The sequence below is a fragment of the Streptomyces sp. EDA2-14 genome (assembly GCF_054963755.1).
Genome location: NZ_JBUEGE010000020.1, coordinates 96,867 through 121,244 on the forward strand (window position 1 = coordinate 96,867; position 24,378 = coordinate 121,244).

Annotated in this window: 25 protein-coding genes; 15 read left to right on the forward strand and 10 right to left on the reverse strand. The window is 72.2% G+C overall.

Translation table 11 applies throughout. The features are described 5' to 3' along the window. Positions 1-17: 17 nt before the first annotated feature. Positions 18-1,628 (reverse strand): DUF4331 domain-containing protein, encoded by a 1,611-nt coding sequence (locus tag ACY34M_RS34165; protein ID WP_462723221.1) that lies wholly within the window; start codon positions 1,626-1,628, stop codon positions 18-20. A 177-nt stretch (positions 1,629-1,805) separates the two neighbouring features. Here ACY34M_RS34165 and sigK point away from each other — a divergent pair, with 177 nt between their 5' ends. The 4 genes from sigK (at position 1,806) to ACY34M_RS34185 (ending at position 5,626) form a co-directional block, all read left to right on the forward strand. Beyond that, positions 1,806-2,426 carry an ECF RNA polymerase sigma factor SigK gene (gene sigK / locus ACY34M_RS34170; protein WP_462723248.1) on the forward strand — a complete coding sequence of 207 codons (621 nt, stop codon included), beginning with the start codon at positions 1,806-1,808 and terminating at the stop codon, positions 2,424-2,426. Beyond that, the gene (locus ACY34M_RS34175) at positions 2,423-3,217 is read left to right on the forward strand and encodes an anti-sigma factor (RefSeq protein WP_462723220.1); all 795 of its coding nucleotides are present in this window, start codon (positions 2,423-2,425) and stop codon (positions 3,215-3,217) included. Before sigK ends, ACY34M_RS34175 begins: the two co-directional genes overlap by 4 nt. A 126-nt stretch (positions 3,218-3,343) precedes the next feature. After that, the gene (locus ACY34M_RS34180) at positions 3,344-3,613 is read left to right on the forward strand and encodes a hypothetical protein (RefSeq protein WP_462723219.1); all 270 of its coding nucleotides are present in this window, start codon (positions 3,344-3,346) and stop codon (positions 3,611-3,613) included. 273 nt (positions 3,614-3,886) lie between these two features. Next, positions 3,887-5,626 carry an amidohydrolase gene (locus ACY34M_RS34185; protein WP_462723218.1) on the forward strand — a complete coding sequence of 580 codons (1,740 nt, stop codon included), beginning with the start codon at positions 3,887-3,889 and terminating at the stop codon, positions 5,624-5,626. 21 nt (positions 5,627-5,647) lie between these two features. On the opposite strand, the gene ACY34M_RS34190 is transcribed toward ACY34M_RS34185, so the two are convergent. Next, positions 5,648-6,433: an ABC transporter permease gene (locus tag ACY34M_RS34190; protein WP_462723217.1), complete on the reverse strand. Its 786-nt coding sequence runs from the start codon at positions 6,431-6,433 to the stop codon at positions 5,648-5,650. Beyond that, positions 6,430-7,407 (reverse strand): ATP-binding cassette domain-containing protein, encoded by a 978-nt coding sequence (locus tag ACY34M_RS34195; protein WP_462723216.1) that lies wholly within the window; start codon positions 7,405-7,407, stop codon positions 6,430-6,432. Before ACY34M_RS34195 ends, ACY34M_RS34190 begins: the two co-directional genes overlap by 4 nt. A gap of 63 nt (positions 7,408-7,470) precedes the next feature. Here ACY34M_RS34195 and ACY34M_RS34200 point away from each other — a divergent pair, with 63 nt between their 5' ends. After that, positions 7,471-8,181, forward strand: coding sequence for a TetR/AcrR family transcriptional regulator (locus tag ACY34M_RS34200; RefSeq protein ID WP_462723215.1), 711 nt, complete (start codon positions 7,471-7,473; stop codon positions 8,179-8,181). A 16-nt stretch (positions 8,182-8,197) separates the two neighbouring features. Here the strand turns inward: ACY34M_RS34200 and ACY34M_RS34205 are convergent, their stop codons facing one another. The 3 genes from ACY34M_RS34205 to hmgA all read right to left on the reverse strand — a co-directional run bounded on the left by ACY34M_RS34205 (position 8,198) and on the right by hmgA (position 11,631). Then, positions 8,198-9,400, reverse strand: a complete 1,203-nt coding sequence (locus ACY34M_RS34205; protein ID WP_462723214.1) for a type ISP restriction/modification enzyme — start codon at positions 9,398-9,400, stop codon at positions 8,198-8,200. Positions 9,401-9,513: 113 nt separating this feature from the next. Continuing rightward, the gene (locus ACY34M_RS34210; protein ID WP_462723213.1) at positions 9,514-10,263 is read right to left on the reverse strand and encodes a GntR family transcriptional regulator; all 750 of its coding nucleotides are present in this window, start codon (positions 10,261-10,263) and stop codon (positions 9,514-9,516) included. Positions 10,264-10,317: 54 nt separating this feature from the next. Next, on the reverse strand, positions 10,318-11,631 hold the full coding sequence (gene hmgA, locus ACY34M_RS34215) for a homogentisate 1,2-dioxygenase (protein ID WP_462723212.1): 1,314 nt from the start codon (positions 11,629-11,631) through the stop codon (positions 10,318-10,320). Positions 11,632-11,808: 177 nt separating this feature from the next. Here hmgA and ACY34M_RS34220 point away from each other — a divergent pair, with 177 nt between their 5' ends. From ACY34M_RS34220 to ACY34M_RS34250, 7 genes are all read left to right on the forward strand, one after another. After that, positions 11,809-12,297: a hypothetical protein gene (locus ACY34M_RS34220; RefSeq protein WP_462723211.1), complete on the forward strand. Its 489-nt coding sequence runs from the start codon at positions 11,809-11,811 to the stop codon at positions 12,295-12,297. Between the two features lie 10 nt (positions 12,298-12,307). Beyond that, a complete protein-coding gene (locus ACY34M_RS34225) occupies positions 12,308-12,919 on the forward strand; it encodes a TetR family transcriptional regulator (protein WP_462723210.1) in 612 nt (203 codons plus the stop codon). Positions 12,920-13,063: 144 nt separating this feature from the next. After that, positions 13,064-14,467, forward strand: coding sequence for a CitMHS family transporter (locus tag ACY34M_RS34230; protein ID WP_462723209.1), 1,404 nt, complete (start codon positions 13,064-13,066; stop codon positions 14,465-14,467). A 4-nt stretch (positions 14,468-14,471) separates the two neighbouring features. Further along, positions 14,472-15,698 carry an MFS transporter gene (locus tag ACY34M_RS34235; protein ID WP_462723208.1) on the forward strand — a complete coding sequence of 409 codons (1,227 nt, stop codon included), beginning with the start codon at positions 14,472-14,474 and terminating at the stop codon, positions 15,696-15,698. Between the two features lie 85 nt (positions 15,699-15,783). Further along, positions 15,784-17,172, forward strand: coding sequence for an aldehyde dehydrogenase family protein (locus ACY34M_RS34240; protein ID WP_462723207.1), 1,389 nt, complete (start codon positions 15,784-15,786; stop codon positions 17,170-17,172). Positions 17,173-17,236: 64 nt separating this feature from the next. After that, positions 17,237-18,319 (forward strand): Zn-dependent alcohol dehydrogenase, encoded by a 1,083-nt coding sequence (locus ACY34M_RS34245; RefSeq protein ID WP_462723206.1) that lies wholly within the window; start codon positions 17,237-17,239, stop codon positions 18,317-18,319. A 107-nt stretch (positions 18,320-18,426) separates the two neighbouring features. Then, positions 18,427-18,909, forward strand: a complete 483-nt coding sequence (locus tag ACY34M_RS34250) for a VOC family protein (protein ID WP_462723205.1) — start codon at positions 18,427-18,429, stop codon at positions 18,907-18,909. Between the two features lie 134 nt (positions 18,910-19,043). On the opposite strand, the gene ACY34M_RS34255 is transcribed toward ACY34M_RS34250, so the two are convergent. From ACY34M_RS34255 to ACY34M_RS34265, 3 genes are all read right to left on the reverse strand, one after another. Then, on the reverse strand, positions 19,044-20,033 hold the full coding sequence (locus ACY34M_RS34255) for an urea transporter (protein WP_462723204.1): 990 nt from the start codon (positions 20,031-20,033) through the stop codon (positions 19,044-19,046). A 106-nt stretch (positions 20,034-20,139) separates the two neighbouring features. Further along, positions 20,140-20,856 carry an ArsR/SmtB family transcription factor gene (locus ACY34M_RS34260; RefSeq protein ID WP_462723203.1) on the reverse strand — a complete coding sequence of 239 codons (717 nt, stop codon included), beginning with the start codon at positions 20,854-20,856 and terminating at the stop codon, positions 20,140-20,142. A gap of 43 nt (positions 20,857-20,899) precedes the next feature. Then, the gene (locus ACY34M_RS34265; RefSeq protein ID WP_462723202.1) at positions 20,900-21,550 is read right to left on the reverse strand and encodes a TetR/AcrR family transcriptional regulator; all 651 of its coding nucleotides are present in this window, start codon (positions 21,548-21,550) and stop codon (positions 20,900-20,902) included. Positions 21,551-21,630: 80 nt separating this feature from the next. Between ACY34M_RS34265 and ACY34M_RS34270 the strand changes: the two genes are divergently transcribed. The 3 genes from ACY34M_RS34270 to ACY34M_RS34280 all read left to right on the forward strand — a co-directional run bounded on the left by ACY34M_RS34270 (position 21,631) and on the right by ACY34M_RS34280 (position 23,839). After that, entirely contained in the window at positions 21,631-22,782 is a 1,152-nt protein-coding gene (locus tag ACY34M_RS34270) for an acyl-CoA dehydrogenase family protein (protein ID WP_462723201.1), read from the forward strand. A 61-nt stretch (positions 22,783-22,843) separates the two neighbouring features. Further along, the gene (locus ACY34M_RS34275) at positions 22,844-23,134 is read left to right on the forward strand and encodes a YiaA/YiaB family inner membrane protein (RefSeq protein ID WP_462723200.1); all 291 of its coding nucleotides are present in this window, start codon (positions 22,844-22,846) and stop codon (positions 23,132-23,134) included. Positions 23,135-23,203: 69 nt separating this feature from the next. After that, the gene (locus ACY34M_RS34280) at positions 23,204-23,839 is read left to right on the forward strand and encodes a TetR/AcrR family transcriptional regulator (protein WP_462723199.1); all 636 of its coding nucleotides are present in this window, start codon (positions 23,204-23,206) and stop codon (positions 23,837-23,839) included. Between the two features lie 10 nt (positions 23,840-23,849). Here the strand turns inward: ACY34M_RS34280 and ACY34M_RS34285 are convergent, their stop codons facing one another. Next, positions 23,850-24,311 carry a MaoC family dehydratase gene (locus ACY34M_RS34285; protein WP_462723198.1) on the reverse strand — a complete coding sequence of 154 codons (462 nt, stop codon included), beginning with the start codon at positions 24,309-24,311 and terminating at the stop codon, positions 23,850-23,852. Between the last annotated feature and the right edge of the window lie 67 nt (positions 24,312-24,378).

Sequence of the window (24,378 nt, forward strand, 5' to 3'; positions counted from 1 at the left end):
CCGGTCGGTGGCGTGCGTTACGTGGAGTACGGCGGGTCGAACCGCGCGCGCCGCCTGCTCCGGCCGCGCCACCAGAGCAGTCCGGTGCCGATCAGCAGGAGTCCGGCGCCGGCCGCCGCGGCGGAGGCCGCCAGGAGCGTGTTGTCGTCGCCCGGGTTCGAGGACACCGGGCTGCCGGTGAGCTGGTCGCGGACCTCGGTGTCGCTCTGCGTCCTGGTCTTGGCGAGCGGTCCGCGCGAGCCCTCCGTGGGCAGCGCCACGTAGGGGAACGTCGACTCGAACTTCTTGTCGTTGGCGTCGACCGCGTCGCCCAGGTCGTTCTTCTTGCCGAGGAGTTCGCCCTCGACGACCTGGAGCTCGGCGTCCACGACGTCGTCGGCGAGCCGACGGCCGTTCGGGAAGCCCGCCTTGTCGCCTTCAAGCACGCCGAGCCGCTTCGGTGAACCGGTCGGCGGTATGGAGGTGTTGAGCCGCAGCATCTCCGAGGGGCGCACGCCCGGCGGCTGGTTGAGGCCCTTCACGCCCTTGAGGAAGACGTCCACCAGGTCGTTGCGCGGGGTCTTCGGCGCCTTGATCTTGTAGATCGACTCGATCAGCTTGGGCAGCTCGGGCTCGGTCACGAACGGCAGGAAATGGCTGTCGTTCCACGGCGCGGACGCGTTGAAGCGGTCCTTGACCTTCTGCGGGTTCACCACCTCGTTGACCAGCGGGCTGCCGAGCCGGGACACCTGCGTCCAGTCGCCCTTCGCGTCCTTGCGGGAGGTCGTCGACCACACGCCGATGGTCGGCTGCCGCTTCGACTCCGTCAGGTACGACGTGGGCACCTGGAGGGCGACCGTGTTGACGTTGTAGCCCTTGAGCGTGTCCCGGCCGACCTCCGAGAGGTTCCCGCCGTACAGCAGGTCGAAGACGCGCAGGTCGAGGAAGAACGGGTCGTCGGCCTGGCCCACGTACGAGGTGACGCCGCCGCCGACCTTCTTGACCGCCTGGTCGCGCAGCTTCCTGTAGTCGGGCATCGACGCCTTGCCGACGTTCGACGGCGCGATCGGGGCGTTGTCGGCGATCTTCGACTTCGACACGATGCGCTGGTCCTTCAGGCGCAGCAGATCGATGTCGTAGGTCTGCGTGACGTTGAGGTCCGGGTCGTCGAGGCTGTTCACGGGGCCGGTGTTGTAGAGGAACGTGTTCCCGTTCCTGGTCTTCGTGTCGAACGTCCAGCGGTAGATCAGGTCGCCCTGCGCGTCGCCGTCGCTGTCGATGTGGATGTCGTAGTGGGCGTCCTCGGGGAACGGGTAGAAGTTCGGCCCGCCCGCGGGTTCCTCGAAGGGGGTCCAGTTGGCGACCAGCGTCGTGGTGTCCGGCTTGTCCGGGCTCACGAACGCGTACACGTCGGTGTTGTCGTACTGGGGCTGCCCGGAGATCAGCGGGGCCTCGCGGTGACTGGAGGCCTCGGCCCGCTGAGGGGCGAGGCCCGGCGCTCCGGCGGCCGCGAGACCGCCCGCGGCGAGGCCACCGCAGACCAGGAGCGCGAGCCCCCTGCGCCGCAGCCGCACGCGGGGCCTGCCGCGTGCCGTGTCGGGGCTTGCCGAAGCCGCTGCTTTCGCCGGCTTCGCTGACAGAGGGGTCATGGGTCACGTCCTCACGCGGTCCGTGCACGAAGTGCGGTTGACGCCAAGCCATTCGGCGCGCCGCGCCCGCCGGATTGGTCGGCCGTGAACCGGGCCGACGGCGGATTGGCCGGCCGCGCGCCCGCGTTCCGCGCCCGTGCGCCCGTACTTCCCTCACGAAAGTCCGCGGCGTCCCCGATCCGGACCGGGCCCGGCCGCGAACCACGTAGTGGAGGCGGCACGGCAGCGGGCCGCGCCGCCGACGGGAGGGAACCGATGCGGGCGGACACATTGCTGCCGATGGTCGGGCAGGGCGACGTGCGGGCGTACGAGGAGCTGTACGAGCTGGTGTCGGGGGCGGTGTACGGGCTCGTGCTCCGGGTGCTTCGCGACCCCGCCCAGTCCGAGGAGGTCAGCCAGGAGGTGTTCCTCGAACTGTGGCGGGACGCCACCCGCTTCGACCCGGACCGGGGCACCGCCATGGCCTGGGTGCTCACCCGCGCCCACCGCAGAGCCGTCGACCGGGTGCGCAGCGCCCGCGCGGCGAGGGAGCGCGAGGAGCGGGCCGCGAGCCGCTGGCACCGGACCGCGTTCGACGAGGTCGCCGAGCAGGTCGAGACGAACCTGGACCGCGAGTGGGTCCGCCGCTGCCTCGAAGGCCTCACCGAACTCCAGCGCCGCTCCGTGACCCTCGCCTACTACGAGGGCTACACCTACCGGGAGGTCGCGCAACGCCTCGCGGTCCCGCTCGGCACGGTCAAGACACGGATGCGCGACGGCCTCACCCGGCTGCGTGCCTGCCTGGGGGACGCCGCATGAGCGCCGGAGAGAGCCGCACGAGCGCCGACGGGGGCGGGCGCCGCTGGGCCCGCCGCGTCCACTCCCTCGCCGCGCCCTACGCCCTGAACGCCCTGGAGCTCCGTGAACGCGCTCGCTTCGAGCGGCACTTGAAGCGCTGCGCCACCTGCGCCGCCGAGGTGCGCGCGCTGACGGAGAGCTCCGTGCGGCTCGCCTGCTCGGCCGCCGTCGCACCGCCCGCCGCCCTGCGCGAGCGGGTGCTGACCGCCGTACGGGCCACACCCCGGGCCCCCGCGGTCCCGTCCACCGAGGCGGAGGACCGGCCCCGCACCGCGCCACGCGCGCGTGGACTGCTGATTCCGCTCGGTGTGGCCACGGGGGCCGGCGCACTCACCGTGGCCGCCCTCTTCGCCGTGCAGTGGGAACGCACGTCCGACCGCCTCGACGCGCAGCAGGCCGCCGTGCGCGAGGCGACACGGGTGCTCTCCGCCCCGGACGCCACCGCCGTGCGCGCCGACGGTCTCAACGTGGTCGCGTCGGCACGGCGGCGCGGCGCAGTGATCACTGTCACAGGTCTCCAGGAGCCGCCGCCCGGACGCGACCACCAACTGTGGCTGATGACGCCGTCGGCCCCGCCGCGCTCCCTCGCCGTACTGCCCGACGACGGCTCCGACACGCCCGTTGTGGCCTCCGGCTTGACTCCGGACGCCTCCTCACTCGCTGTCACGACGGAGCCCGACGGCGGCTCCGAGCGCCCCACGGGAGCCCCACTTGTCCAACTCGCCCTGGAATCAGTCGGATTCGGAGAGTGATCGGTTTCGAACCGTCAACCCCCTTACGGAGGAGGTGAATACTGCTACCGGGATACACGAGTGTCGGGCGGGGGCGATAGGGTTAACCTGCCCGGGCCGGGTGCCCTCGTACGGGTGGGGAGTGACATGGAACAGATAACAGTGCGCAGCAGGCCGCGAGTGCCTGCGATCACCTGCGGGAACAGTGCGACCAGTTCGCGTCTCGACCGCCATCTCTCGGTGCTCGGCGGCCCTGCCGTCCCGCAGCGCGAGACGGTGGAGGCGACGTCTCTGATGCGCGAGCTGACCACGCGTGACAGTGCGCACGAGCGCAGCGGCAGTCGTGCACGCGTGCGGAGGGTCTCCCTCTTCGCGCCCCTGCGCCGGCTTCGCCGCTCGCTGTTCGGCGGCCACTAGCAGGACGGCCGCCCCAGCAAAAGACAAGGCCCGTATCGAGCCTCCGAGCCGTCCGGTGTACCGCCGCGCATCACAGCGACCGTCATCCCCACGGCATGCGGTGGACACTCCGGCAAGGGGGACGATGCGGGCCTTTGTCGTGCCCACCACCCCGTACGTCGCGTAACGGCCGTGTCACGCAGGGGTGTTGACTGGGTAATCTCCGGGGTCCACTGTGGCGCGTGATCGTCGATGGCAGTTACAGCTACACCCACCTCACCCCCGGAGGTACGCGTGTGTGACCTGCACGACCACCACGAGCACGAGACGCCCCAGGCCGTGTCCGGGCCGCAGATCAGCAGACGCCGCATCATGCAGATGCTCGGCGCCGCCGGAGTGACCACCGCCGCGATGACGGCGCAGGCCGACCCGGCGATGGCCGCCGCCTCGGACGGTGTGGACGCGGCCCCCGCCGAGTACAAGGCGCCCGAAGGCCTCGCGGAGGACAGCCCCGCCAAGTCCTCCGCGCTCGACTGGATCGCCGCCAACAGCTCCCGCGTCACCGGCCTGAACGAGGAGATCTGGGAGCACTCCGAGCTGTCGCTGCGCGAGTGGAACTCCTCGCTCGCCGAGGCGGGCTTCCTCGAACGGGCCGGATTCGACGTGAAGTTCGGCACGGCCGGCTTCCCGACCGCGTTCACCGCGACCTACTCGTACGGCAGCGGCGGCCCGGTGCTCGGCTTCAGCGGCGAGTACGACGCACTGCCCGGCCTCTCCCAGAGCAAGGGCGTCGGGCACCACGACCCGCGCGAGTACATCCACGACCCCTTCGCCCCCGGCTACGGCCCCGGCCACGGCTGCGGGCACAGCGCCCTCGGCACGGCGGCCGCCGCGGCGGCGGCAGCGGTCGCGCAGGCCGCCAAGAAGCACAAGCTCCCCGTCACCGTGAAGTTCTTCGGCTCCACCGCCGAGGAGACCCTGATCGGCAAGACGTACGCGGTGAGCAAGGGCGTGTACGAGGGTCTGGACGCCTTCCTCGACTGGCACCCCTCGACCGCCAACGCCACCGGCTGGGGCACCAGCAACGCCATGACCGCCGTGACCTTCACGTTCCTCGGCGTCGCCGGACACGGCGGCACCCCGCTCGGCAACAAGTCCGCGCTCGACGCCGCCGTGATGATGGCGACCATGTCGGAGTTCCTGCGCGAGGAGAACATGGCGCCGAGCGCCCGGCTGCACTGGGTGATCAACAACGGCGGCGACATACCGAACGTCACCCCGGAGATCGCCGAGATCAGCTACTACGTGCGCGAGGGCAGTACCGCCCGCGTCCAGGTGCTGCTCGACAAGGTGATCGCGATCTCCGAGGCCGCCGCCAAGGCCTCGCAGACGAAGGTGCAGCACCGCATCACCTCCGCCTGCTGGAACCAGCTGCCGTCCAAGTCCTTCGCGGAGCTGCTGCACGACAACATGCAGCGGATAGGCCCGCCCAAGTTCGGTGCGGAGGCCCACCGGCTGGCGAAGGACCTGCAGAAGTCGCTCGGGCTCCCCGAGGCCGGAATGCACGACAAGGTCGCCGAACTCAAGCCGCCGGACCCGGTGTTCCTCGGCGGCGGCTCGACCGACGTCGCGGACATCAGCTGGAACGTGCCGACCGTGTCGATGGGCTCCGCGCTCGCCCCGATCGGCACGAAGATGCACACCTGGTCCACGGCCGCCTGCGCCGCCGCCGCGCCCGGTCAGGCCGCGGTGCTCGCCGCCGCGAAGTACCTGGCGGCCACCGCCGTCGACCTGATCACCCAGCCGGAGCGGCTCAAGGCCATCAAGGACGAGTTCAAGGACCGCACGAAGGACGTCGAGTGGAAGACGGCGATTCCGGAGGGCTATGAGCCGCCCATGTACGAGCCGCCGGAGTGGTTCCTGAAGAAGACCGGGCAGAAGTGGCCGCCGGACAACATCACCTGGCCGCCGAAGCGGGTCGTCTCGCAGGAGAAGTTCTCCTCGCTGGGGCCGGAGTTGGCGCCCCAGAAGTAGCCGCCTTCGTGCTGGTTCGGTTCACCGTCCGCCGCGCGCGTAGCGGCGGACGGCGAGCGGCGCGCAGACCGCGAGCAGCACCGCGCACCAGGCCAGCGAGCCCGCCACCGGGTGCGTCACCGGCCACGCCGCGCCGTGCGGCACCGGCGCGTTGCCGAACAGGTCGCGCACGGCCGTGGCCACGGCGCTGATCGGGTTCCACTCGGCGACCGTGCGCACCCACCCCGGCATCCCGTCGGTGGGGATGTACGCGTTCGACAGCAGCGGCAGCATGAACGTGGCGCTGCCCAACTGCCCCGCCGCCTCCTCGCTCTGCGAGGCGAGGCCGAGCAGGATCCCGACCCACGTCGTCGCGAACCGGAAGAGGAGGAGCAGCCCGAACGCGCCGAGCGCGCCCGGCAGACCGCCCTCGACCCGCCAGCCCATCGCGAGCCCCACGAGCACCAGCGGCACGAGCCCGACCGCCGTCGTCAGCAGATCGGCGACCGCCTGCCCGAGCGGCACCGCCGCCCGGCTCATCGGCAGCGTACGGAAGCGGTCCATCACGCCGCGGTGCGAGTCCTGGGCGGCGCCGAACATCCCGGTCATGATCCCGTTCGCCGCCGTCGCCACGAGCATGCCCGGCACCAGGAACGCCCGGTAGTCCGCACCCGGCATGGCGAGCGCGGAGCCGAAGACGTAGCCGAAGAACAGCAGGAACACGATCGGCATCGTCTGCGTCATGACCAGGATCGCCGGGGCGTGCCTGATGCGCTGGAGGTGGCGGCCGAGCATGGCCGTGCCGTCGTACAGGATCGCGGTGCTCATGCGGCGACCTCCTGAGGGTCGTGGTCGGTGACGGTGAGGCGCAGGAACACCTCGTCGAGCGTGGGCGGGCGCAGTGTCGCGTCGAGCAGCGGGACGCCGGACGCGTCGAGTTCTCGGACGACGCGGGGGAGCGTGACGGACGGGTCGAGGACGACGGCGCCGACGGTGCGGCGTTCGGCGTCCACCCGGGGCCGGGCGCCGGTGAGCTGGTCGAGGACGACCGCCGCGGCGTGCAGCGCCCGCTCGCCCGCGTCCTGCGCCACGACGACCTCCGCGTAGTGGCCGATCTGCGCCTTCAGCTCGGCGGGCGTGCCCGAGTGGGCGGCGCGGCCGCCGTCGATCAGCACGATGTCGTCGGCGAGCTGGTCGGCCTCCTCCAGGTACTGCGTGGTGAGGACGACGGTCGTGCCCTCGCGGGCCAGCTCGCGCACGGCCTCCCAGATGCCGTTCCTGCTGTGCGGGTCGAGGCCCGTCGTGGGCTCGTCGAGGAAGAGCACGGCGGGCGGGGTGATCAGGCTCGCGGCCAGGTCGAGGCGGCGGCGCATGCCGCCGGAGTAGGTGCGGGCGGGGCGGTCGGCGGCATCCGTCAGCTCGAAGCGCTCGATCAGCTCGTCGGCGCGGGCCCGGGCGCCCGGCGCGCGCAGCAGGCGGGCGAACAGGCGCAGGTTCTCGCGGCCCGTGAGGTCTCCGTCGACCGACGCGTACTGGCCGGTGACGCCGATGCGGCGGCGGACGGCCTGCGGGTCGGTGGTGATGTCGTGTCCGGCGACACGCGCGGTGCCGGCGTCGGGTCGCAGGAGTGTCGTGAGCAGCCGGACCGCGGTGGTCTTGCCCGCGCCGTTCGGCCCGAGCAGACCGCAGACCGTGCCCTCGCGGACCGCCAGATCCAGTCCGCGTACGGCGTGCACGGCCTTCGGTCCGCTGCCGAAGCTCTTCTCCAGACCCTCACTAAGTACAGCGTACGTAGAAGTCATGGCCCCACCGTAGCGCACTACGTACGGTGTACGTAACTAGGATGGAGCGCGAGGTGATGATCAATGGCGGGCCGAGCGGCCGAACCCGAAGTGATCTGGGCGCGCCCCGAGCGCGCCGGGCGGGGGCCGAAGCCCGCGCACAGCAGGGCCGACATCGCGGCGACGGCGGTCCGCGTCGCCGACGCCGAGGGCATCGACGCGGTGTCCATGCGGAAGATCGCCGGTGAGCTGGGCATGGGCACGATGTCGCTGTACAACTACGTGCCGCGCAAGGAGGACCTGTACGAGCTGATGGTCGACGCCGTCAGCGCCGAGTACGAGTACCCGGAGCCGAGCGGCGACTGGCGGGCGGACGTGCTCGCCCTCGCCCATCAGGGGCGGGCCGCGATGCACCGGCACCCGTGGCTGCCGGGCCTGATGTCACCGGTCTACGGGTTCAGCCCGAACGCGCTCGCGTACCTGGAGTACTGCCTGACCTGCCTCGACCCGCTCGACCTGCCGTACGGCACGAAGATGGAGCTGGTCGCGGCGGTGACCAGCGTGGTCACGACGTACGTCGCGAACGAGATCGCCACGGCCGAGCGGACCCGGTCCCTGCCGTGGAGCGCCGAGCAGGAACAGGCCGTGCGGATCGCCTACTTGGGCGGCGAACTGGCCTCGGGCCGCTACCCGCGCCTCGCGGCGTCCTTCGCGGAGGACGCGGGCCCGATCGACCTGGAAGCGGTCTTCGAGCGCGCGCTGCGGCGGACGCTGGAGGGGTTCGCGGCGGAGTAGGCCCCGCCGCCGGGCGTCACACGATGGCGAACTGGCCGCCCGGGCCCTCCTCCTGGTGGTCCAGGACCGAGGCCGGACGGGTGGCCGCGTCCGGTACCGGCAGGACACGTGCCCGCTCCAGGTCCTGCGTCGTCATCGGGTCGGCGAGCGCGGCCTCCCGCACCTCCGTCTGCTGCGGGGCCAGTTCCGCGAGCAGCGTGAGGACCGTGACGAGTTCCAGGAGCTGCGACGTCCACGGCTGCGGCCACTCGGAAGGGAGCACCGCCGCGAGCGTTCCCGGCTCGGCGGGCGCGACGCGGCGCGCGAACCACTGCTCAAGCACCCCGACCCCGCTGACGTGGAAGTCCCAGGCCGCCGCCGGAACCGGGGAGACCCGTCCGTCGCCGATGAGCAGGGCCTCCTCCTCGCGGTCGTAGAGGATCTCCGTGGGCCGGACCGGCAGCGGGGCGCGCACATAGGGGCGGCGGCCACCGGGCAGTTTGGGGCGCTCGGTGCCCGCGCCGCGCCGCTCCAGCCACAGCACCCGGCGGCCGAGTTCCACGCCGCGCGCCCACACGTCGGCGTCGTCCGGCAGCGGCACCCGGACGTCGGGGGAGCCGGCCCGGGCGCCCACCGCCAGGATCCACGCGAACAGGCCGGCGGCCGTGACCTCCTGGTCGTACGCCCCGCTCAGGTGCGTGAGCAGGCCGGGCGCCACATTCGGCTCCGCGCCGCCGGGGCGGCGGAACAGCGGGCGGATGCGGCCGGGGCGGCCCGCGGGGGAGCGGCCCTCCGGGAGCACGGCGGACGCGAGCAGCGCGGGGCCGCCCGCGTCGGGCACGTACCCCTGCTCCACGAGGAACAGCTGCCGCTCGTCCGCGACCCGCCACAGCTCGGGCCGCGCCGCGTCGATCAGGCGCTGGTCCGGAATGAGCCACTGCTCGTCGAACGGGCCGTGCAGCAGCGGCACCGGCTCCGGGCAGGGCCCCTGCGCGTGCGCGAGCGGCTCCGTGCCCGTGCGTTGGCCGGGGAGCTGGGCGGCGGCGGTGTGCAGGGTGCGTGCGCGGGAGGGTTCGAGGAGCGCCGCGCGTTCGGCCGGCTCGGCCCGCACGAAGGCGTTCCAACGGGCCTTCAGGGACGCGGCGTCCGGTGCGACCGGCCAGCCGCGGCCCGTGCGCAGTGGGGGCACGGACCAGGGCATGAGCTCCGCGAGGAGCGGGTCGTTCGTCACGACCGGCATGGTACGTCCCCCCTCTTGCGCGGCACCGGGGTTGCGGTCTCGGGGCTCTGCCCCGGACCCCGCTGCTCAATCGCCGCAGGGGCTTGAAATACCCAGCCCCGCCGGAGCTCGATCTAGTCCGCGTCCAACGTCACCGTGAACGAGAAGCGGTCTCCCCGGTAATGGATGACCGCCACGTCCAACACCCTGCCCTCCTCGTCGTACGTGATGCCTGTGTAGTGCAGGATCGGGCTGAGCAGCGGCACTTCGAGCAGCCTCGCCGTCTCCGGGTCCGCGAGGCGGGCCTGCACCGAGTCCGTGATCCGGCTGATCCGGACGCCGACCACGTCCCGCAGCACCTTCGTCATCGGCCACCGCTCCAGGTCCGCGAGGTCGACGCGGGCGCCGAGGTCGGGGCGCAGATAGTTGCGGGCGTGGTTCGTCGGCTCGCCGGTCTTCTCGTCGCTGCGCAGCCGGTGGTAGGTGGGGACGGCCGCGGCCCCCGGGAAGAGCTCGGCGAAGGCGACGGGCACGGGCGCCGTGCCGTGGTCGAGCAGCCGCGTCGTCATGCCGGACTGCTGCGCCACGATCGCGTCCACCGAGCCCAGCAGGCGCACCGGCGCCCCCTCGCGGGCGTCCGGCTCGATGAACGTGCCGCGGCGCCGGTGCCGGGTGATCAGCCCCTCGTCCTCCAGCTCCTTGAGCGCCTGACGCATGGTGAGTACGGAGACCCCGTAGTGCCCCGCGAGCTGTTCCTCGGTGGGCAGGCGCAGCGGGTCCTGTGGTGATCTTCCGAGTATCGAGGCGCGCAGGGACTGCGACACCTGATACCAGAGCGGCAATTTGCGGTTCAGGACGATCGAGTCCGGGGCGAATGACGTCACGGGTTATCCGTACCGGTCGTGGGGGGAGTGGTGCAATGCGGCGGCCGCCGGGGGCTAGCCGCGGAAGTGGCGCTCCAGGCCCCGCCACACGTCGTCGTAGCCGCGCTGGAGATGCCCGGCGGTCGACGCCTGTGGGGCGAGGGTGACGGGCCAGCGCGTCTCGAACATGAACGCCAGTCCGTCGTCCACCTTCTGCGGCTTCAGCTCGGCCGCCGACGCCTTGTCGAACGTGTCCCGGTCGGGCCCGTGCGCCGACATCATGTTGTGCAGCGAGCCGCCGCCGGGCACGAAGCCCTCGGCCTTCGCGTCGTACGCGCCCTCGATGAGCCCCATGTACTCGCTCATCACGTTCCGGTGGAAGTACGGCGGCCGGAACGTGTCCTCGCCCACCAGCCAGCGCGGCGCGAACACGACGAAGTCGACGCCCGCGAGACCCGGGGTGTCCGAAGGCGACGTCAGCACGGTGAAGATCGACGGATCGGGGTGGTCGTACGAGATGGTCCCCATCACGTTGAAGCGGCGCAGGTCGTACACGTACGGGACGTGATTGCCGTGCCAGGCGACGACGTCGAGCGGGGAGTGGTCGTAGGTGGCCGCCCAGAGGTTGCCGCAGAACTTGTTGACGACCTCGACGGGGCCTTCGGTGTCCTCGTACGCGGCGACCGGAGCCCTGAAGTCCCGCGCGTTCGCCAGGCCGTTGGCGCCGATCGGGCCGAGGTCGGGCAGCTGGAAGGCGGCCCCGTAGTTCTCGCACACGTACCCGCGGGCCGAGGCGTCGAGCAGCTCCACCCGGAAGCGGACGCCGCGCGGGATCAGGGCGACCTCGCCCGGTCCTGCGGCGAGCACCCCGAACTCGGTGCGCAGCAGCAGCCCGCCGTGCTCCGGGACGATCAGCAGCTCGCCGTCCGCGTCGCTGAACACCCGGTCCGTCATGGAGGAGTTGGCGTGGTAGAGGTGCACGGCCATGCCGGTGCGCTGCGTCGCGTCGCCGTTGCCGCCGAGCGTCCACAGGCCGGCCAGCCAGTCCGTGCCGGGTGCGGGGTCCGGAAGCGGGTTCCAGCGGCGGCGGTTGGGATCGGGGACGGTCTCGGTGAACGGGGCCGTGCGCACCGCGCCGTTGTCGGCACGGGTGAACTCCGGGTGCGCCGCCGACGGACGGATCCGGTACAGCCACGAGCGGCGGTTGTGCGCCCGCGGCTCGGTGAACGCGGTGCCGCTGAGCTGCTCCGCGTACAGGCCGAGCGGTGCGCGCTGCGGTGCGTTGCGCCCCACCGGCAGGGCCCCGGGAACGGCTTCGGAGCCGTGCTCGTTCCCGAAACCGGTGAGGTAGGTCAGCCCCTCGGCGGTCTTGCGTACGTCCCCGCTCATCATCGCTCCCTCGTCAACGATTCCTATGGCACACCATAGGAATCGGGGGTGGGCGGCGCAAGACGTCATCGCCCCCGCCGTACCGCCCCCGCCATCCGTCGCACGGGCGACGGGCGGTCGCCGCCTTCCTCCCCGAGGGGGATCCGCCGAGGTCGGCGCTCCTCTACCGTCCGGTACATGCCCAGCCTCCCGCCGCTCCGTGCGGCCGTCGCGGCGCTCCTCGCCTGCGTCCTGCTCGCGGGCGCCGTCGGCTGCGGGGGCGACGGCGGCGGGCCGCGGCGCGTCGGCGAGGTCATCGACCGCACCGACGCCGACGGCCACCACTACCGCCGCATCCCCGAGAAGGACGCACCGCGGATCGGCCTGATCGTGAAGCCGCGGACGGGCCCCGCGGGCGGCTGGGAGGTCCGGATCTGGGTGCGCCGCTTCCGGCTCAGCCCCGAGGGCACCCCGCCCCGCGCCGTCCACGGCCGCGGCTACGCCCGGCTCTACCTCGACGGCCGCGCCCTCGCCCGGCTGCGCGCCGTCGACTACCGCCTGCCCGGCAGCCGCCTCGACCGCGGCACCCACCGCCTCACCGCCCGCCTCTACGCGGACGACCACACGGTGTGGGCGGTCGCGAACAAGCCCGTCGAGGCCACGGCGGACGTGACCGCCTCCCCGTAGGCTGGTCCGCATGGCCCATCCAACGTCCCTGCGCCGCAAGCCCGTTCAGCGGCGCAGCGCCGAGCGCCTGACCCGGATCCTCGACGCCTGCGCCGAACTCCTCGACGAGACGGGCTACGACGGCTTGAGCACCCGCGCCGTCGCGCTGCGCGCCGAGGTGCCCATCGGCTCGGTCTACCGTTTCTTCGGCAACAAGCGGGCGCTGGTCGACGCCCTGGCCGAGCGGAACCTGGAGCGCTACGTGCGCCGGGTCACCGCCCGCCTCCGGGAGGTCCCCGAGGGGGACTGGCGGGCCGCGATGGACGCCGTGCTCGACGAGTACCTGGCGATGAAGCGCACGGCGCCGGGCTTCTCCCTGGTCGACTTCGGCACCCAGCTCCCCGTGGGCGCGCCCGACGCCGACCCCAACCGCCGCGTCGCCGACACCCTCACCGGCCTCCTGGCCCCGCACCTCGGCCGTACCCCCGACGCCGACCTGCGCCGCGCGTTCCTGGTCGCCGTGGAGGCCGCCGACGCCCTGGTCCGCCTCGCGTTCCGCGTCGCCCCGGAGCGCGGCGACGAGGCGATCATCGGCGAGGTACGGGCGCTGCTGCGGGCCTACCTGGCGCGGGTGCTCGACTGATACGGCTGTGACCTGGAGTTTTGCGCTTATTGCTCGCGTGTCAACGTCTTGTTAACGCTTGTTCGGCCCACCTAGCGTCTCGCTGGCTGCCTCCCCCACGGCGGCTGTTCGAAGGCGAACGTAGACGTGAGAGGGCCCCTCCCCATGCTGACCATCCTCGGATTCGGCATGATCGCCACCTTCCTGGTGCTGATCATGATGAAGAAGGTGTCGCCGATCGCGGCGCTCGTGCTCATCCCGGCGCTTTTCTGCGTCCTGGTGGGCAAGGGCGCGCATCTCGGCGACTACGTCATCGCGGGCGTGGGTGATCTCGCGCCGACCGCCGCCATGCTGATGTTCGCGATCGTCTACTTCGGCGTGATGATCGACGTCGGCCTCTTCGACCCGATCGTGCGCGGCATCCTGAAGTTCGCGAAGGCCGACCCCGTGCGCATCGTCGTCGGCACGGCCGTGCTCGCCGCGATCGTCTCGCTCGACGGCGACGGCTCCACCACCTTCATGATCACCGTCTCGGCGATGTACCCGCTGTACAAGCGCCTGAAGATGAGCCTCATCGTGATGACGGGTGTCGCCGCGACCGCCAACGGCGTGATGAACACGCTGCCGTGGGGCGGGCCGACGGCCCGTGCCGCCACCGCGCTCAAGGTCGACGCGAGCGACATCTTCGTGCCGATGATCCCGGCGCTCGGCGTCGGACTGCTCTTCGTGTTCGCCCTCTCGTACGTGCTCGGCCGCCGCGAGCGCAAGCGCCTCGGGTACCTGTCCCTCGACGAGGACGTCACGGTGACCGAGACCGTCGAGGAGAAGGTGCTCGTCGGTGCCGGGAGCGGCGGCAAGGGCGCCGGCGCCGGTTCCGGCAGCGGCTCCGCGGCCACCCCCTCGTACGAGAACGAGGAGGGCGAGACGTTCTCCGGGCTCGACCCGAACCGGGCCACCCTGCGGCCCAAGCTCTACTGGTTCAACGCGCTGCTCACGGTCGCGCTCCTGGCCGCCATGATCATGGAGATCCTGCCGATCCCGGTCCTGTTCATGCTCGGCGCCGCGCTCGCGCTCTCGGTCAACTTCCCGCACATGGCGGACCAGAAGGCCCGGATCGGCGCGCACGCCGAGAACGTGCTCAACGTCGCTGGCATGGTCTTCGCCGCCGCCGTCTTCACGGGTGTGCTCCAGGGCACCGGCATGGTCGACCACATGGCGAAGTGGGTCGTGGGCGGCATCCCCGACTGGATGGGCCCGCACATGGCGCTCGTGACGGGCGTGCTGTCCATCCCGTTCACGTACTTCATGTCGAACGACGGCTTCTACTTCGGCATCCTGCCGGTGCTCGCCGAGGCCGGGAACGCGCACGGCGTCTCGACCCTCGAGATCGCCCGTGCCTCGCTCGCCGGTCAGCCGCTGCACATGTCGAGCCCGCTGGTCCCGGCCGTCTACGTCCTCGTGGGCATGGCTAAGGTCGAGTTCGGCGACCACACCAAGTTCACCGTGAAATGGGCAGCGTTGACCGCGCTGGTCGTCCTCGGTGCCGGTCTGCTGTTCGGAATCGTGTGACCCGATGAGCCGTACCTGGCTGCTCCGCCTCGTCATCGCCTTCAGCTTCGCGCAGGGGGCGGTGTCGATGGCGCGGCCCGCGGTCTCCTACCGGGCCCTCGCGCTCGGCGCCGACGAGCGTGCCGTCGGCGTCATCGCGGGGGTCTACGCGCTGCTGCCGCTGTTCGCGGCCGTGCCGCTCGGGCGGCGCACCGACCACGGGCGGTGCGCGCCGCTGCTCCCGGTGGGGGTCGTGCTCATCGCGGGTGGGTGCGCGATGAGCGGGCTCGCCGACACGCTCGTGGCGATGGCCGCCTGGAGCGGTGTCATGGGCCTCGGGCACCTGTGTTTCGTCATCGGGGCCCAGTCGATCGTGGCCCGGCAGTCCGCGCCCGAGGACCAGGACCGCAACTTCGGGCACTTCACCATCGGCGCCTCCCTCGGCCAGCTCGTCGGGCCGATCGCGGCGGGCGCCCTCATCGAGGGCCACGACATGGCGGGCACGAGCGCGCTCGCGCTCCTCGTGTCGGCGGGCGTCTGCGCGCTGGCCGTGACGTCGCTGTGGCGCATCGAGTCCCGTCGTACGCAGACGGGTTCGCGGACGAAGGAGACCTCCAGGGTCCCCGTGCACCGCATCCTGCGCACCCGCGGCGTGCCCGGCGGCATCTTCATCAGCCTCGCCGTCCTGTCGGCCACCGACATCCTCACCGCGTATCTGCCGGTGGTGGGCGAGCACCGGGGCATCGCGCCCTCCGTGGTCGGCGTGCTGCTCAGCCTGCGCGCGGGCGCGACGGTCGCCTGCCGCCTCGTCATGACCCCGCTCATCAACTGGCTCGGCAGGACCGCCCTGATCGCCACCACGTGTCTGCTCGCGGCGCTGCTGTGCGCGGGCATCGCGCTGCCCGTGCCGGTGTGGGCGCTCGGCGCGATGCTGGTCGTCCTCGGCTTCTGCCTCGGCGTGGGCCAGCCGCTCTCCATGACCACGGTCGTCCAGGCCGCCCCCGCGGAGGCCCGCTCCACCGCGCTCGCGCTCCGGCTGACCGGGAACCGCCTCGGGCAGGTCGCGGCCCCGGCGTCGGCCGGTCTGATCGCGGGCGTCGCGGGGACGGCGGCGCCGTTCGTGATGCTGGGCGGCCTGCTGTTCGTGGCGGCCGGTCTCGGGGTCCGGGGCGGCGGCAGGAAGGAGACCGGAGGGGGGTGGGCACGGGTGCCGGGCGCCCGGCAACGCGACAAAGATCACCAGCGGCACTGACCCGGCGAGCCGTGGACCCCTGGACCCCGGAAACTAGCGGCGCTAGTTTGGGGCGCCAGGACATACCTGCGGCCGAGGGAGTGCCATGAAGGCGCACGACGGGATGTACATCGACGGCGCCTGGCGCACGGCCGGGGGCGGCGACACCATCGCCGTGGTCGACCCGACGGACGAGCGGACCATCGCGCACGTCCCCGCGGGCACCGCCGAGGACGTGGACGCGGCGGTGCGCGCAGCCCGCGCCGCGTTCCCCGCCTGGGCCGCCACCCCGCCCGCGGAGCGCGCGGCCCGCATCGCGGCGCTGCGGGACGTGCTCGTGGCCCGCAAGGACGAGATCGCCGAGACGGTCACCGCCGAGCTGGGCGCCCCCGCGCAGTTCGCGCAGGCGGTGCACGCGGGCCTGCCGATCGCGGTCGCCGGCACCTACGCCGAACTCGCCGCGACCCACCCCTTCGAGGAGCGCGTGGGCAACTCCACGGTCCTCGCCGAGCCGGTCGGCGTCGTCGGCGCCATCACGCCCTGGAACTACCCGCTGCACCAGATCGTCGCGAAGGTCGCCCCCGCCCTCGCCGCGGGCTGCACCGTCGTCCTCAAGCCCGCCGAGGACACGCCGTTGACGGCCCAGCTGTTCGCCGAAGCGGTCCACGAATCGGGCCTGCCGGCAGGCGTGTTCAACCTGGTCACCGGCCTCGGCCCGGTGGCGGGGCAGGCGCTCGCCGAGCACGCGGACGTCGACCTGGTCTCGTTCACCGGCTCCACGGCGGTCGGCCGCCGCATCGGCGCCACGGCCGGAGCGGCCGTCAAGCGCGTCGCCCTCGAACTCGGCGGCAAGTCCGCCAACGTCGTCCTGCCGGGCGCCGACCTCGCCAAGGCCGTGAACGTCGGCGTCGCCAACGTCATGGGCAACTCCGGCCAGACGTGCAGCGCCTGGACCCGCATGCTCGTGCACACCGACCAGTACGACGAGGCCGTGGAGCTGGCCGCCACGGCGGCGGCGAAGTACGGCGACCGCATCGGCCCGCTCGTCAACGCCAAGCAGCAGGAGCGCGTGCGCGGCTACATCGACAAGGGCGTCGCCGAGGGCGCCCGGCTCGTCACCGGCGGCACCGAAACCCCGCACGCCGTGGGCTACTTCGTCGCCCCGACCGTGTTCGCCGACGTCACCTCCGACATGACCATCGCCCAGGAGGAGATCTTCGGCCCCGTCGTCTCGATCCTGCGCTACGAGGACGAGGACGACGCCCTGCGCATCGCCAACGACACCGTGTACGGGCTCGCCGGCGCGGTCTGGGCGGCCTCCGACGAGGAGGCGGCCGCGTTCGCCCGGCGCATGGACACCGGCCAGGTCGACATCAACGGCGGGCGCTTCAACCCCCTCGCCCCGTTCGGCGGTTACAAGCAGTCGGGCGTCGGGCGCGAGCTGGGGGCGCACGGCCTGTCCGAGTACCTCCAGACCAAGTCCCTACAGTTCTGAGCCGGCCAGCCAGCCAGCCGATCCGTCGATCCGTCGATCCGCCAGTCAGGGAGTTACGTTCACCATGGTCCGCGCCGCAGTCCTGCCCGCCGTCGGTTCCCCGCTGGAGCTCGCCGACATCGAACTGCCCGACCCCGGGCCCGGCCAGGTCCGGGTCCGGCTCGCCGCCGCCGGGGTCTGCCACTCCGACCTGTCCCTGACCAACGGCACCATGCGCGTCCCGGTCCCCGCCGTCCTCGGCCACGAGGGCGCGGGCACCGTGGTCTCCGTCGGCGACGGCGTCACCCATGTGGCGCCCGGCGATGGCGTCGTCCTCAACTGGGCGCCCTCGTGCGGCAGTTGCCACGCCTGCGCGCTCGGCGAGGTCTGGCTCTGCGCCAACGCGCTCACCGGCGCGGGCAACATCCACGCCAAGCGCGCCTCCGACGGCAGCGAACTGCACCCCGGCCTGAACGTCGCCGCGTTCGCCGAGGAGACCGTCGTCGCCGCGAACTGCGTCCTGCCGGTCCCGGACGGCATCCCGCTCACCGACGCGGCCCTGCTCGGCTGCGCCGTCCTCACCGGGTACGGCGCCGTGCACCACTCCGCGCGGGTGCGGGAGGGGGAGACCGTCGCGGTGTACGGCGTCGGCGGCGTCGGACTCGCCACGCTCCAGGCGGCGCGCATCGCGGGCGCCTCGAAGATCATCGCGGTCGACGTCTCCCCGGAGAAGGAGGCGCTGGCGCGCGCCGCGGGCGCCACGGACTACGTGGTCGCGTCGGAGAACACGGCCCGCGAGATCCGCGGCCTGACCGGCAAGCAGGGCGTCGACGTGGCGGTGGAGTGCGTCGGCCGCGCCGTGACGATCCGTACGGCCTGGGAGTCCACGCGCCGCGGTGGCCGCACCACCGTCGTCGGCATCGGCGGCAAGGACCAGCAGGTCACCTTCAACGCCCTGGAGATCTTCCACTGGGGCCGCACGCTGTCCGGCTGCGTCTACGGCAACTGCGACCCGGCGCGGGACCTCCCGGTGCTCGCCGAGCACATCCGCGCGGGCCGCCTCGACCTGAGCGCGCTGGTGACCGAGCGGATCGCCCTGGACGGGATCCCGGCGGCGTTCGACGCGATGGTGGCGGGCAAGGGCGGGCGCGCGCTGGTGGTCTTTTAGGCCCTTCTGCCCCGCGATGAGTTTCCGGCTGGCGGCCGGTCTGTATGAGGAGAAACCTGATACGGGCCGGCGGGACCGGCACCGGCACGGGAACCAGGAGGCACACCATGTCAGCGTTCGCCACCCACCAGAAGATCCGCCCCTGTCTGTGGTTCGACGGGAAGTCCGAGGAGGCGGCCGACTTCTACGTCTCGCTCTTCCCCGACTCCAAGGTGCTGAATGTCCAGCACTTCGGCGAGAAGGGGTCGCAGGAGCCAGGCTCTGGCGTCATCGTGTCGTTCCGCATCGCGGGCACCGAGTACCAGGCGCTGGACGGCGGTCCCCAGTTCAAGTTCAACGAGGCGGTCTCGCTCTCCGTCGACTGCGCCGACCAGGCCGAGGTCGACCGGCTGTGGGAGCGCCTGACGGCGGACGGCGGGCAGCCGGGACCGTGCGGCTGGTGCAAGGACAAGTACGGCCTGTCCTGGCAGATCGTCCCGCGCCGCCTGACCGAACTCCTCGCCGACCCGGACGCCGAGCGGGCCGGACGCGTCCTCGCGGCGATGATGAAAATGGGCAAGATCGACATCGCGACCCTCGAGTCGGCCTGACCGGCCAAGCCACTCGCGGCGGGCAGCTACTTCCAGCGCCGTCGGCGGGTAATTCAAGCCCCGCCGGCGATTGAGGCGCGGGGTCCGGGGCAGCGCCCCGAGACGTCAACCACGGCGGGCCGCAACCACAACACTCAGGCCGAAGACGACGTCAGCCGGGGAAACGACCGCGCCGCAACCAGAAACACCAACGTGGTCAACGCGAACGGCCACGTGAACATGTGCCCGCCCACCGGCGCCGCAAGCGCCCCGAACGCCGGAGCGCACACCGTGGCGGCCACCGCCCCCGCGACCGCATACGCCAGCGTCCGCGGCGTGGCCTTCAGGAACACGCCACACAGGGCGAGCGAGACGAGAACGGCGTTGTACGCGGACGTGCCGTCGGCGAGCTGCGCGGCCGGCTCGCCGAGGGCCCACGCGGTCGCCATGCCCGCGACGTTCCCGAGGCACGCCACACCCGCGACCCGCGGACCGGCCACCACGAGTCCCGCGAGCACCAGGGCACCCGCGTACCACTGCGGCATCAGGAAGATCTGGCCGAAACCGGCGAGGAACCCGTGCACGACATCGTCGAACCGCAGGCCGGTCCTGGCCCCGGACACCGCCTTCGGGAACGCGGCGATCCCGCCCCCGCCGGTCCACACCCGCGCGAAACCGGGCGCGGCCAGCGTGACGACGCTCGCCACGAGACAGAACGGCAGCGTCAGCGCGGGCAGCTCCCACGCCCCGAGGGCCCGCTGCGCGGCGGCGGTGGCCACGGTCGCGGCGGCGCAGCCGAGCAGCGCCACCAGGACCGACGACAGCTGGTCGGGGTTGAGGAAGACGGCGCAAGCGACGCCCACGAGGCAGGCGTTGAAGCCCTCCATGCCGAGCGTGAGCCGTTCCTTGTCCACGCCGAGCAGCGCCGCGACCAGCGTGCCGACGGCCGCGCCCCCGACCCCGTAGAGCCCGTACTCCCACCCGGCGGAGAACAGCGCGGCGGCGAACAGCGCGCCGGTGAGCGCGCGCGGCAGGAACGTCACCTGGCCGACGCCGCGCAGCACGCGCAGCGCGAACTGTCTGCAATCGGCCGCCCAACTCTGCCCGATTTTCTGGTGAATCGCGGCATCCGCCGTCTGCGCCATGCGCCGCTCCCGTGTTACGAAGATGTTTCCCGGCCCGGCGCATGTACGTTACAGCTACATCCTGGAAAGGGCTTGGCCGGGGGCGGGAACGCGCCACGCCGTCCGCTCAGCCCAGCCCCGCCACTCCCAGCTCGGCCCGCAGCGCCCGCTCCCCGGCCCCGGTCACCCGCACCGCCCGCTCGGAGCCGATCCGCTCGATCCAGCCCGCCGCGAACGCGTGGGCGCACAGCGCGGCGCCCGCCCGCCCGGCCAGGTGGAGGCGGCGCTCCGTCCAGTCGAGGCAGCCGCGCGTCAACGGCCGCCGCGCGCCGGGCTCCAGCGGCGCCCCGATGCCCCGGAACCAGTCGTGCCCTGCGCCGGTGAGCGCGAAGGTCGACGAGTCGACATCCGGCCGCAGCAGATCCCGCTCCACCAGCGCGTCGGTGACGGTGATCCCGAGCCGGCCCGCGAGATGGTCGTAGCAGGTCCGCCCGCGGGCCATCGCGGTCCGCGCCGACGCCGCCCGCAGCGTGCCGGGCCGCTCGCCGCCGCCCGGCGCGGCGTACCCGGCGAGCGACTCCAGGAGCTGTGCGACCTGTGCGTCGGCGAGCCGCAGATACCGGTGGCGGCCCTGCCGCTCCTCGGCCAGCAGGCCGCTCGCGACGAGCTTGCCGAGGTGCTCGCTCGCGGTCGACGCCGCGACACCCGCGTGCCGCGCCAGCTCACCCGCCGTCCACGCCCGCCCGTCGAGCAGCGCGAGCAGGCAGGCGGCCCGCGTCTCGTCGGCGATCAGCGAGGCGAGCGCGGCGAGGCGCGGAGCACCGGGTTCCTTCGAGGCGGCCATGCGTCCAGGATGCCCCCGGCACGCTTCGGCCACCGCCGAACCGTCAGTGCGCCTTGGTCGCCACCTGCCCGTACTGCACGGCGAGCCCGTCGAGCAGCGCAGTGAGCCCCGTCTCGAAGGCCCGGTCGTCCACCTCGTCCTGCCGCTCGGCGAGCAGGTGCGCCTGTCCGAGGTGCGGATAGTCGGCGGGGTCGTACGCCGCCTCGTCGTCGGGGAAGCCGCCCGCGAACGAGCCGAGCGCCGAGCCCGTCACGAAGTACCGCATGAGCGCGCCGATGGACGTGGCCTGCGGCGGGGGCCATCCGGCGTCGACCATCGCGCCGAACACCGCGTCGGCGAGCCGGAGTCCGGCCGGGCGGCGGCCGGGGCCCTGCGCGAGCACCGGGACGATGTTCGGGTGCGCGCGCAGCGCCGCCCGGTAGGAGACGGCCCAGTCGTGCAGCGCGGTGCGCCAGTCCCGGTCGTCGTCGGCGTCGAACATCGACAGGTCGACCTGTGCGCTCACCGAGTCCGCGACCGCCTCCAGGATCTGGTCCTTCGTGCGGAAGTGGTTGTAGAGGGAGGGCCCGCTCACCCCGAGTTCGGAGGCGAGGCGGCGCGTCGAGACGGCCGCGAGGCCCTCGGTGTCGACGAGGGTGCGGGCCGCGTCGACGATGCGATCTCTGCTCAGGAGGGGCTTGCGCGGTCGGGCCATGCGGCACATAGTAGGGCTGCAGACCAAAAACTAGCAGTGCTAATTAACTGCTTTACGATTCGATTCACGCGGGAGTGGCCATGAACCTGGAGCTGAGCGAGGAGCAGACGGCGGTGCGCCGGCTCGCCAAGGACTTCGTGGACCGCGAGATCGCGCCGCACGTGGTGGCGTGGGACCGGGCCGAGGAGGTCGACAAGGGCATCGTCAAGAAGCTCGGCGAGGTCGGCTTCCTGGGCCTGACCATCGACGAGGAGTACGGCGGCTCGGGCGGCGACCACCTCGCGTACACGCTGGTCACGGAGGAGCTGGGGCGCGGGGACTCGTCCGTGCGCGGCATCGTCTCCGTCTCCCTGGGCCTCGTCACCAAGCCGATCCAGCAGTGGGCGAGCGAGGAGCAGAAGCGGCACTGGCTGCCGCGGCTGACCGCGGGCGAGGCGCTCGGCTGCTTCGGCCTCACCGAGCCGGGCCACGGCTCGAACCCGGCCGACCTCCAGACCCGCGCGGTACGCGACGGCGACGAGTACGTGATCAACGGCACCAAGATCTTCATCACCAACGGCACCTGGGCCGACGTCGTCCTCCTCTTCGCCCGCACCAACGACACTCCGGGCCACAAGGGCATCTCCGCCTTCCTGGTCCCCACCGACACCCCCGGACTGACCCGCAACACCATCCACGGCAAGCTCGGCCTGCGCGGACAGGCCACCGCCGAGCTGGTCCTGGAGGACGTCCGGGTGCCCGCCTCGGCGCTGATGGGTCCGGAGGGCAAGGGCTTCTCCATCGCCATGTCCGCGCTCGCCAAGGGGCGGATGTCGGTGGCGGCCGGCTGCGTGGGCATCGCTCAGGCGGCGCTCGACGCGGCCGTCGGATACGCGGGCGAGCGCGAGCAGTTCGGCAAGTCCATCGCCTCGTACCAGCTGGTGCAGGAGCTGATCTCGGACATCTCCGTCGACGTGGACGCGGCCCGGCTGCTCACCTGGCGCGTCGCCGACCTCATCGACCGTGGCGAGGACTTCGCGACGGCGGCGTCCAAGGCGAAGCTGTTCGCGTCCGAGGCGGCGGTCCGCGCGGCGAACAACGCCCTCCAGGTCTTCGGCGGCTACGGCTACATCGACGAGTACCCCGTCGGCAAGCTGCTGCGCGACGCCCGCGTCATGACCCTCTACGAGGGCACGAGCCAGATCCAGAAGCTGATCATCGGCCGCGCGCTGACGGGCGTATCGGCGTTCTGAGTACGCGGTTGAGTACGTGAGCGGATGGGGGCGTGCCCCCATCCGCTCCATGCTGTGCGGCATGAGTGACACACCGGTCAAGCAGCAGAACACCGTGGCCTTCTACGGACAGGCCGTCGCCTCCTTCGTCGTCGCTCTCGGCGCGACGGCCATCGGCATCTACAGCCTCGACGCCAGCGGCTGGATCCGCGCGTTCCTGGCGATCGCCGTCCTCTACCTCACGACCTCGGCCTTCACGCTGGCCAAGGTGATCCGGGACCGCCAGGAGGCGGGCCAGATCGTCAGCCGCGTGGACCAGGCCCGACTGGAGAAGATCCTGGCGGACCACGACCCGTTCAAACCGGTGGCCTGACGCTAAGCGCCCGCTCACCCCGGAGGGTATGGTGTGGCACCAACCCCACGGGAGGATGTGAGTGCGGCGATGACGCAGGAAGAGCGCGGTGACGGCGAGGCCACGGACGAGATGCCGTGGGCCGATGTCACACCCGACGCGGCCCGACGGCTGCTCGTCGCCGCGGTGGAGGCGTTCGCCGAGCGCGGCTACCACGCGACCACGACCCGCGACATCGCGAGCCGCGCCGGCATGAGCCCGGCCGCGCTCTACATCCACTACAAGACCAAGGAAGAGCTGCTCCTGCGGATCAGCCGGATCGGCCACGAGAAGGCGCTCGCGATCCTGCGCCGGGCGGTCGAGAGCGAGGGCACGGCCGCGGACCGGCTCGCCGAGGCCGTCCGCTCCTTCGTCCGCTGGCACGCCGGTCACCACATGACCGCGCGCGTCGTCCAGTACGAGCTGGACTCGCTCGGCGAGGAGAACCGGCCCGCGATCGTGGCGCTGCGCCGGGAGAGCGACGCCTCGGTGCGCGAGATCATCAACGACGGTGTGCGGGCGGGCGAGTTCGACGTGCCCGACGTGCCGGGCACCACGGTCGCCGTGCTGTCGCTGTGCATCGACGTGGCCCGCTGGTTCAACGAGGACGGCAAGCGCACGCCCGACGAGGTCGGCGCGCTCTACGCCGACCTCGTCCTGCGCATGGTGAGCGCTCAGAAGCAGTAGCGGACGGGGCTCACAGGTAGTACCGGGACACCGACTCCGCGACGCACACCGGCTTGTCGCCGCCCTCGCGCTCGACGCTGAACGCCACGCTGACCTGTACGCCGCCGGCCACGTCCTCCACGTTCGTGATCTTCGCGGTGGCGCGCAGCCGCGAGCCGACGGGGACCGGCGCGGGGAAGCGCACCTTGTTGGTCCCGTAGTTGACGCCCATCTTCATTCCCTCGACCTTCATCAGCTGCGGGCCGAAGAGGGGCAGCAGCGACAGGGTCAGGTACCCGTGCGCGATGGTCGTCTTGAACGGCCCCTCCTTCGCGCGCTCCGGGTCGACGTGGATCCACTGGTGGTCGCCCGTGGCCTCGGCGAATGTGTCGATGCGGCTCTGCTCGATCTCGACCCAGTCGCTGTACCCGAGCTGCTCGCCCACGGCGCCCTTCAGGTCGTCGACGTCCTTGAAAACGCGCGGCTCCGCCATGTTCCGTGACCTCCCGGGAGACTTGTCTAAGCGCTTGCTCAGACCTCTCGGCATGCTAACAACGCAG

Coding starts and splice junctions, on each gene's coding strand:
- ACY34M_RS34165 (WP_462723221.1), bottom strand. CDS start 1,628: ATGACCCCTCTGTCAGCGAAGCCGGCGAAAGCAGCGGCTTCGGCAAGC.
- ACY34M_RS34175 (WP_462723220.1), top strand. CDS start 2,423: ATGAGCGCCGGAGAGAGCCGCACGAGCGCCGACGGGGGCGGGCGCCGC.
- ACY34M_RS34180 (WP_462723219.1), top strand. CDS start 3,344: ATGGAACAGATAACAGTGCGCAGCAGGCCGCGAGTGCCTGCGATCACC.
- ACY34M_RS34190 (WP_462723217.1), bottom strand. CDS start 6,433: ATGAGCACCGCGATCCTGTACGACGGCACGGCCATGCTCGGCCGCCAC.
- ACY34M_RS34195 (WP_462723216.1), bottom strand. CDS start 7,407: ATGACTTCTACGTACGCTGTACTTAGTGAGGGTCTGGAGAAGAGCTTC.
- ACY34M_RS34200 (WP_462723215.1), top strand. CDS start 7,471: ATGGCGGGCCGAGCGGCCGAACCCGAAGTGATCTGGGCGCGCCCCGAG.
- ACY34M_RS34205 (WP_462723214.1), bottom strand. CDS start 9,400: ATGCCGGTCGTGACGAACGACCCGCTCCTCGCGGAGCTCATGCCCTGG.
- hmgA (WP_462723212.1), bottom strand. CDS start 11,631: ATGAGCGGGGACGTACGCAAGACCGCCGAGGGGCTGACCTACCTCACC.
- ACY34M_RS34220 (WP_462723211.1), top strand. CDS start 11,809: ATGCCCAGCCTCCCGCCGCTCCGTGCGGCCGTCGCGGCGCTCCTCGCC.
- ACY34M_RS34225 (WP_462723210.1), top strand. CDS start 12,308: ATGGCCCATCCAACGTCCCTGCGCCGCAAGCCCGTTCAGCGGCGCAGC.
- ACY34M_RS34230 (WP_462723209.1), top strand. CDS start 13,064: ATGCTGACCATCCTCGGATTCGGCATGATCGCCACCTTCCTGGTGCTG.
- ACY34M_RS34235 (WP_462723208.1), top strand. CDS start 14,472: ATGAGCCGTACCTGGCTGCTCCGCCTCGTCATCGCCTTCAGCTTCGCG.
- ACY34M_RS34240 (WP_462723207.1), top strand. CDS start 15,784: ATGAAGGCGCACGACGGGATGTACATCGACGGCGCCTGGCGCACGGCC.
- ACY34M_RS34245 (WP_462723206.1), top strand. CDS start 17,237: ATGGTCCGCGCCGCAGTCCTGCCCGCCGTCGGTTCCCCGCTGGAGCTC.
- ACY34M_RS34250 (WP_462723205.1), top strand. CDS start 18,427: ATGTCAGCGTTCGCCACCCACCAGAAGATCCGCCCCTGTCTGTGGTTC.
- ACY34M_RS34255 (WP_462723204.1), bottom strand. CDS start 20,033: ATGGCGCAGACGGCGGATGCCGCGATTCACCAGAAAATCGGGCAGAGT.
- ACY34M_RS34260 (WP_462723203.1), bottom strand. CDS start 20,856: ATGGCCGCCTCGAAGGAACCCGGTGCTCCGCGCCTCGCCGCGCTCGCC.
- ACY34M_RS34265 (WP_462723202.1), bottom strand. CDS start 21,550: ATGGCCCGACCGCGCAAGCCCCTCCTGAGCAGAGATCGCATCGTCGAC.
- ACY34M_RS34270 (WP_462723201.1), top strand. CDS start 21,631: ATGAACCTGGAGCTGAGCGAGGAGCAGACGGCGGTGCGCCGGCTCGCC.
- ACY34M_RS34275 (WP_462723200.1), top strand. CDS start 22,844: ATGAGTGACACACCGGTCAAGCAGCAGAACACCGTGGCCTTCTACGGA.
- ACY34M_RS34280 (WP_462723199.1), top strand. CDS start 23,204: ATGACGCAGGAAGAGCGCGGTGACGGCGAGGCCACGGACGAGATGCCG.
- ACY34M_RS34285 (WP_462723198.1), bottom strand. CDS start 24,311: ATGGCGGAGCCGCGCGTTTTCAAGGACGTCGACGACCTGAAGGGCGCC.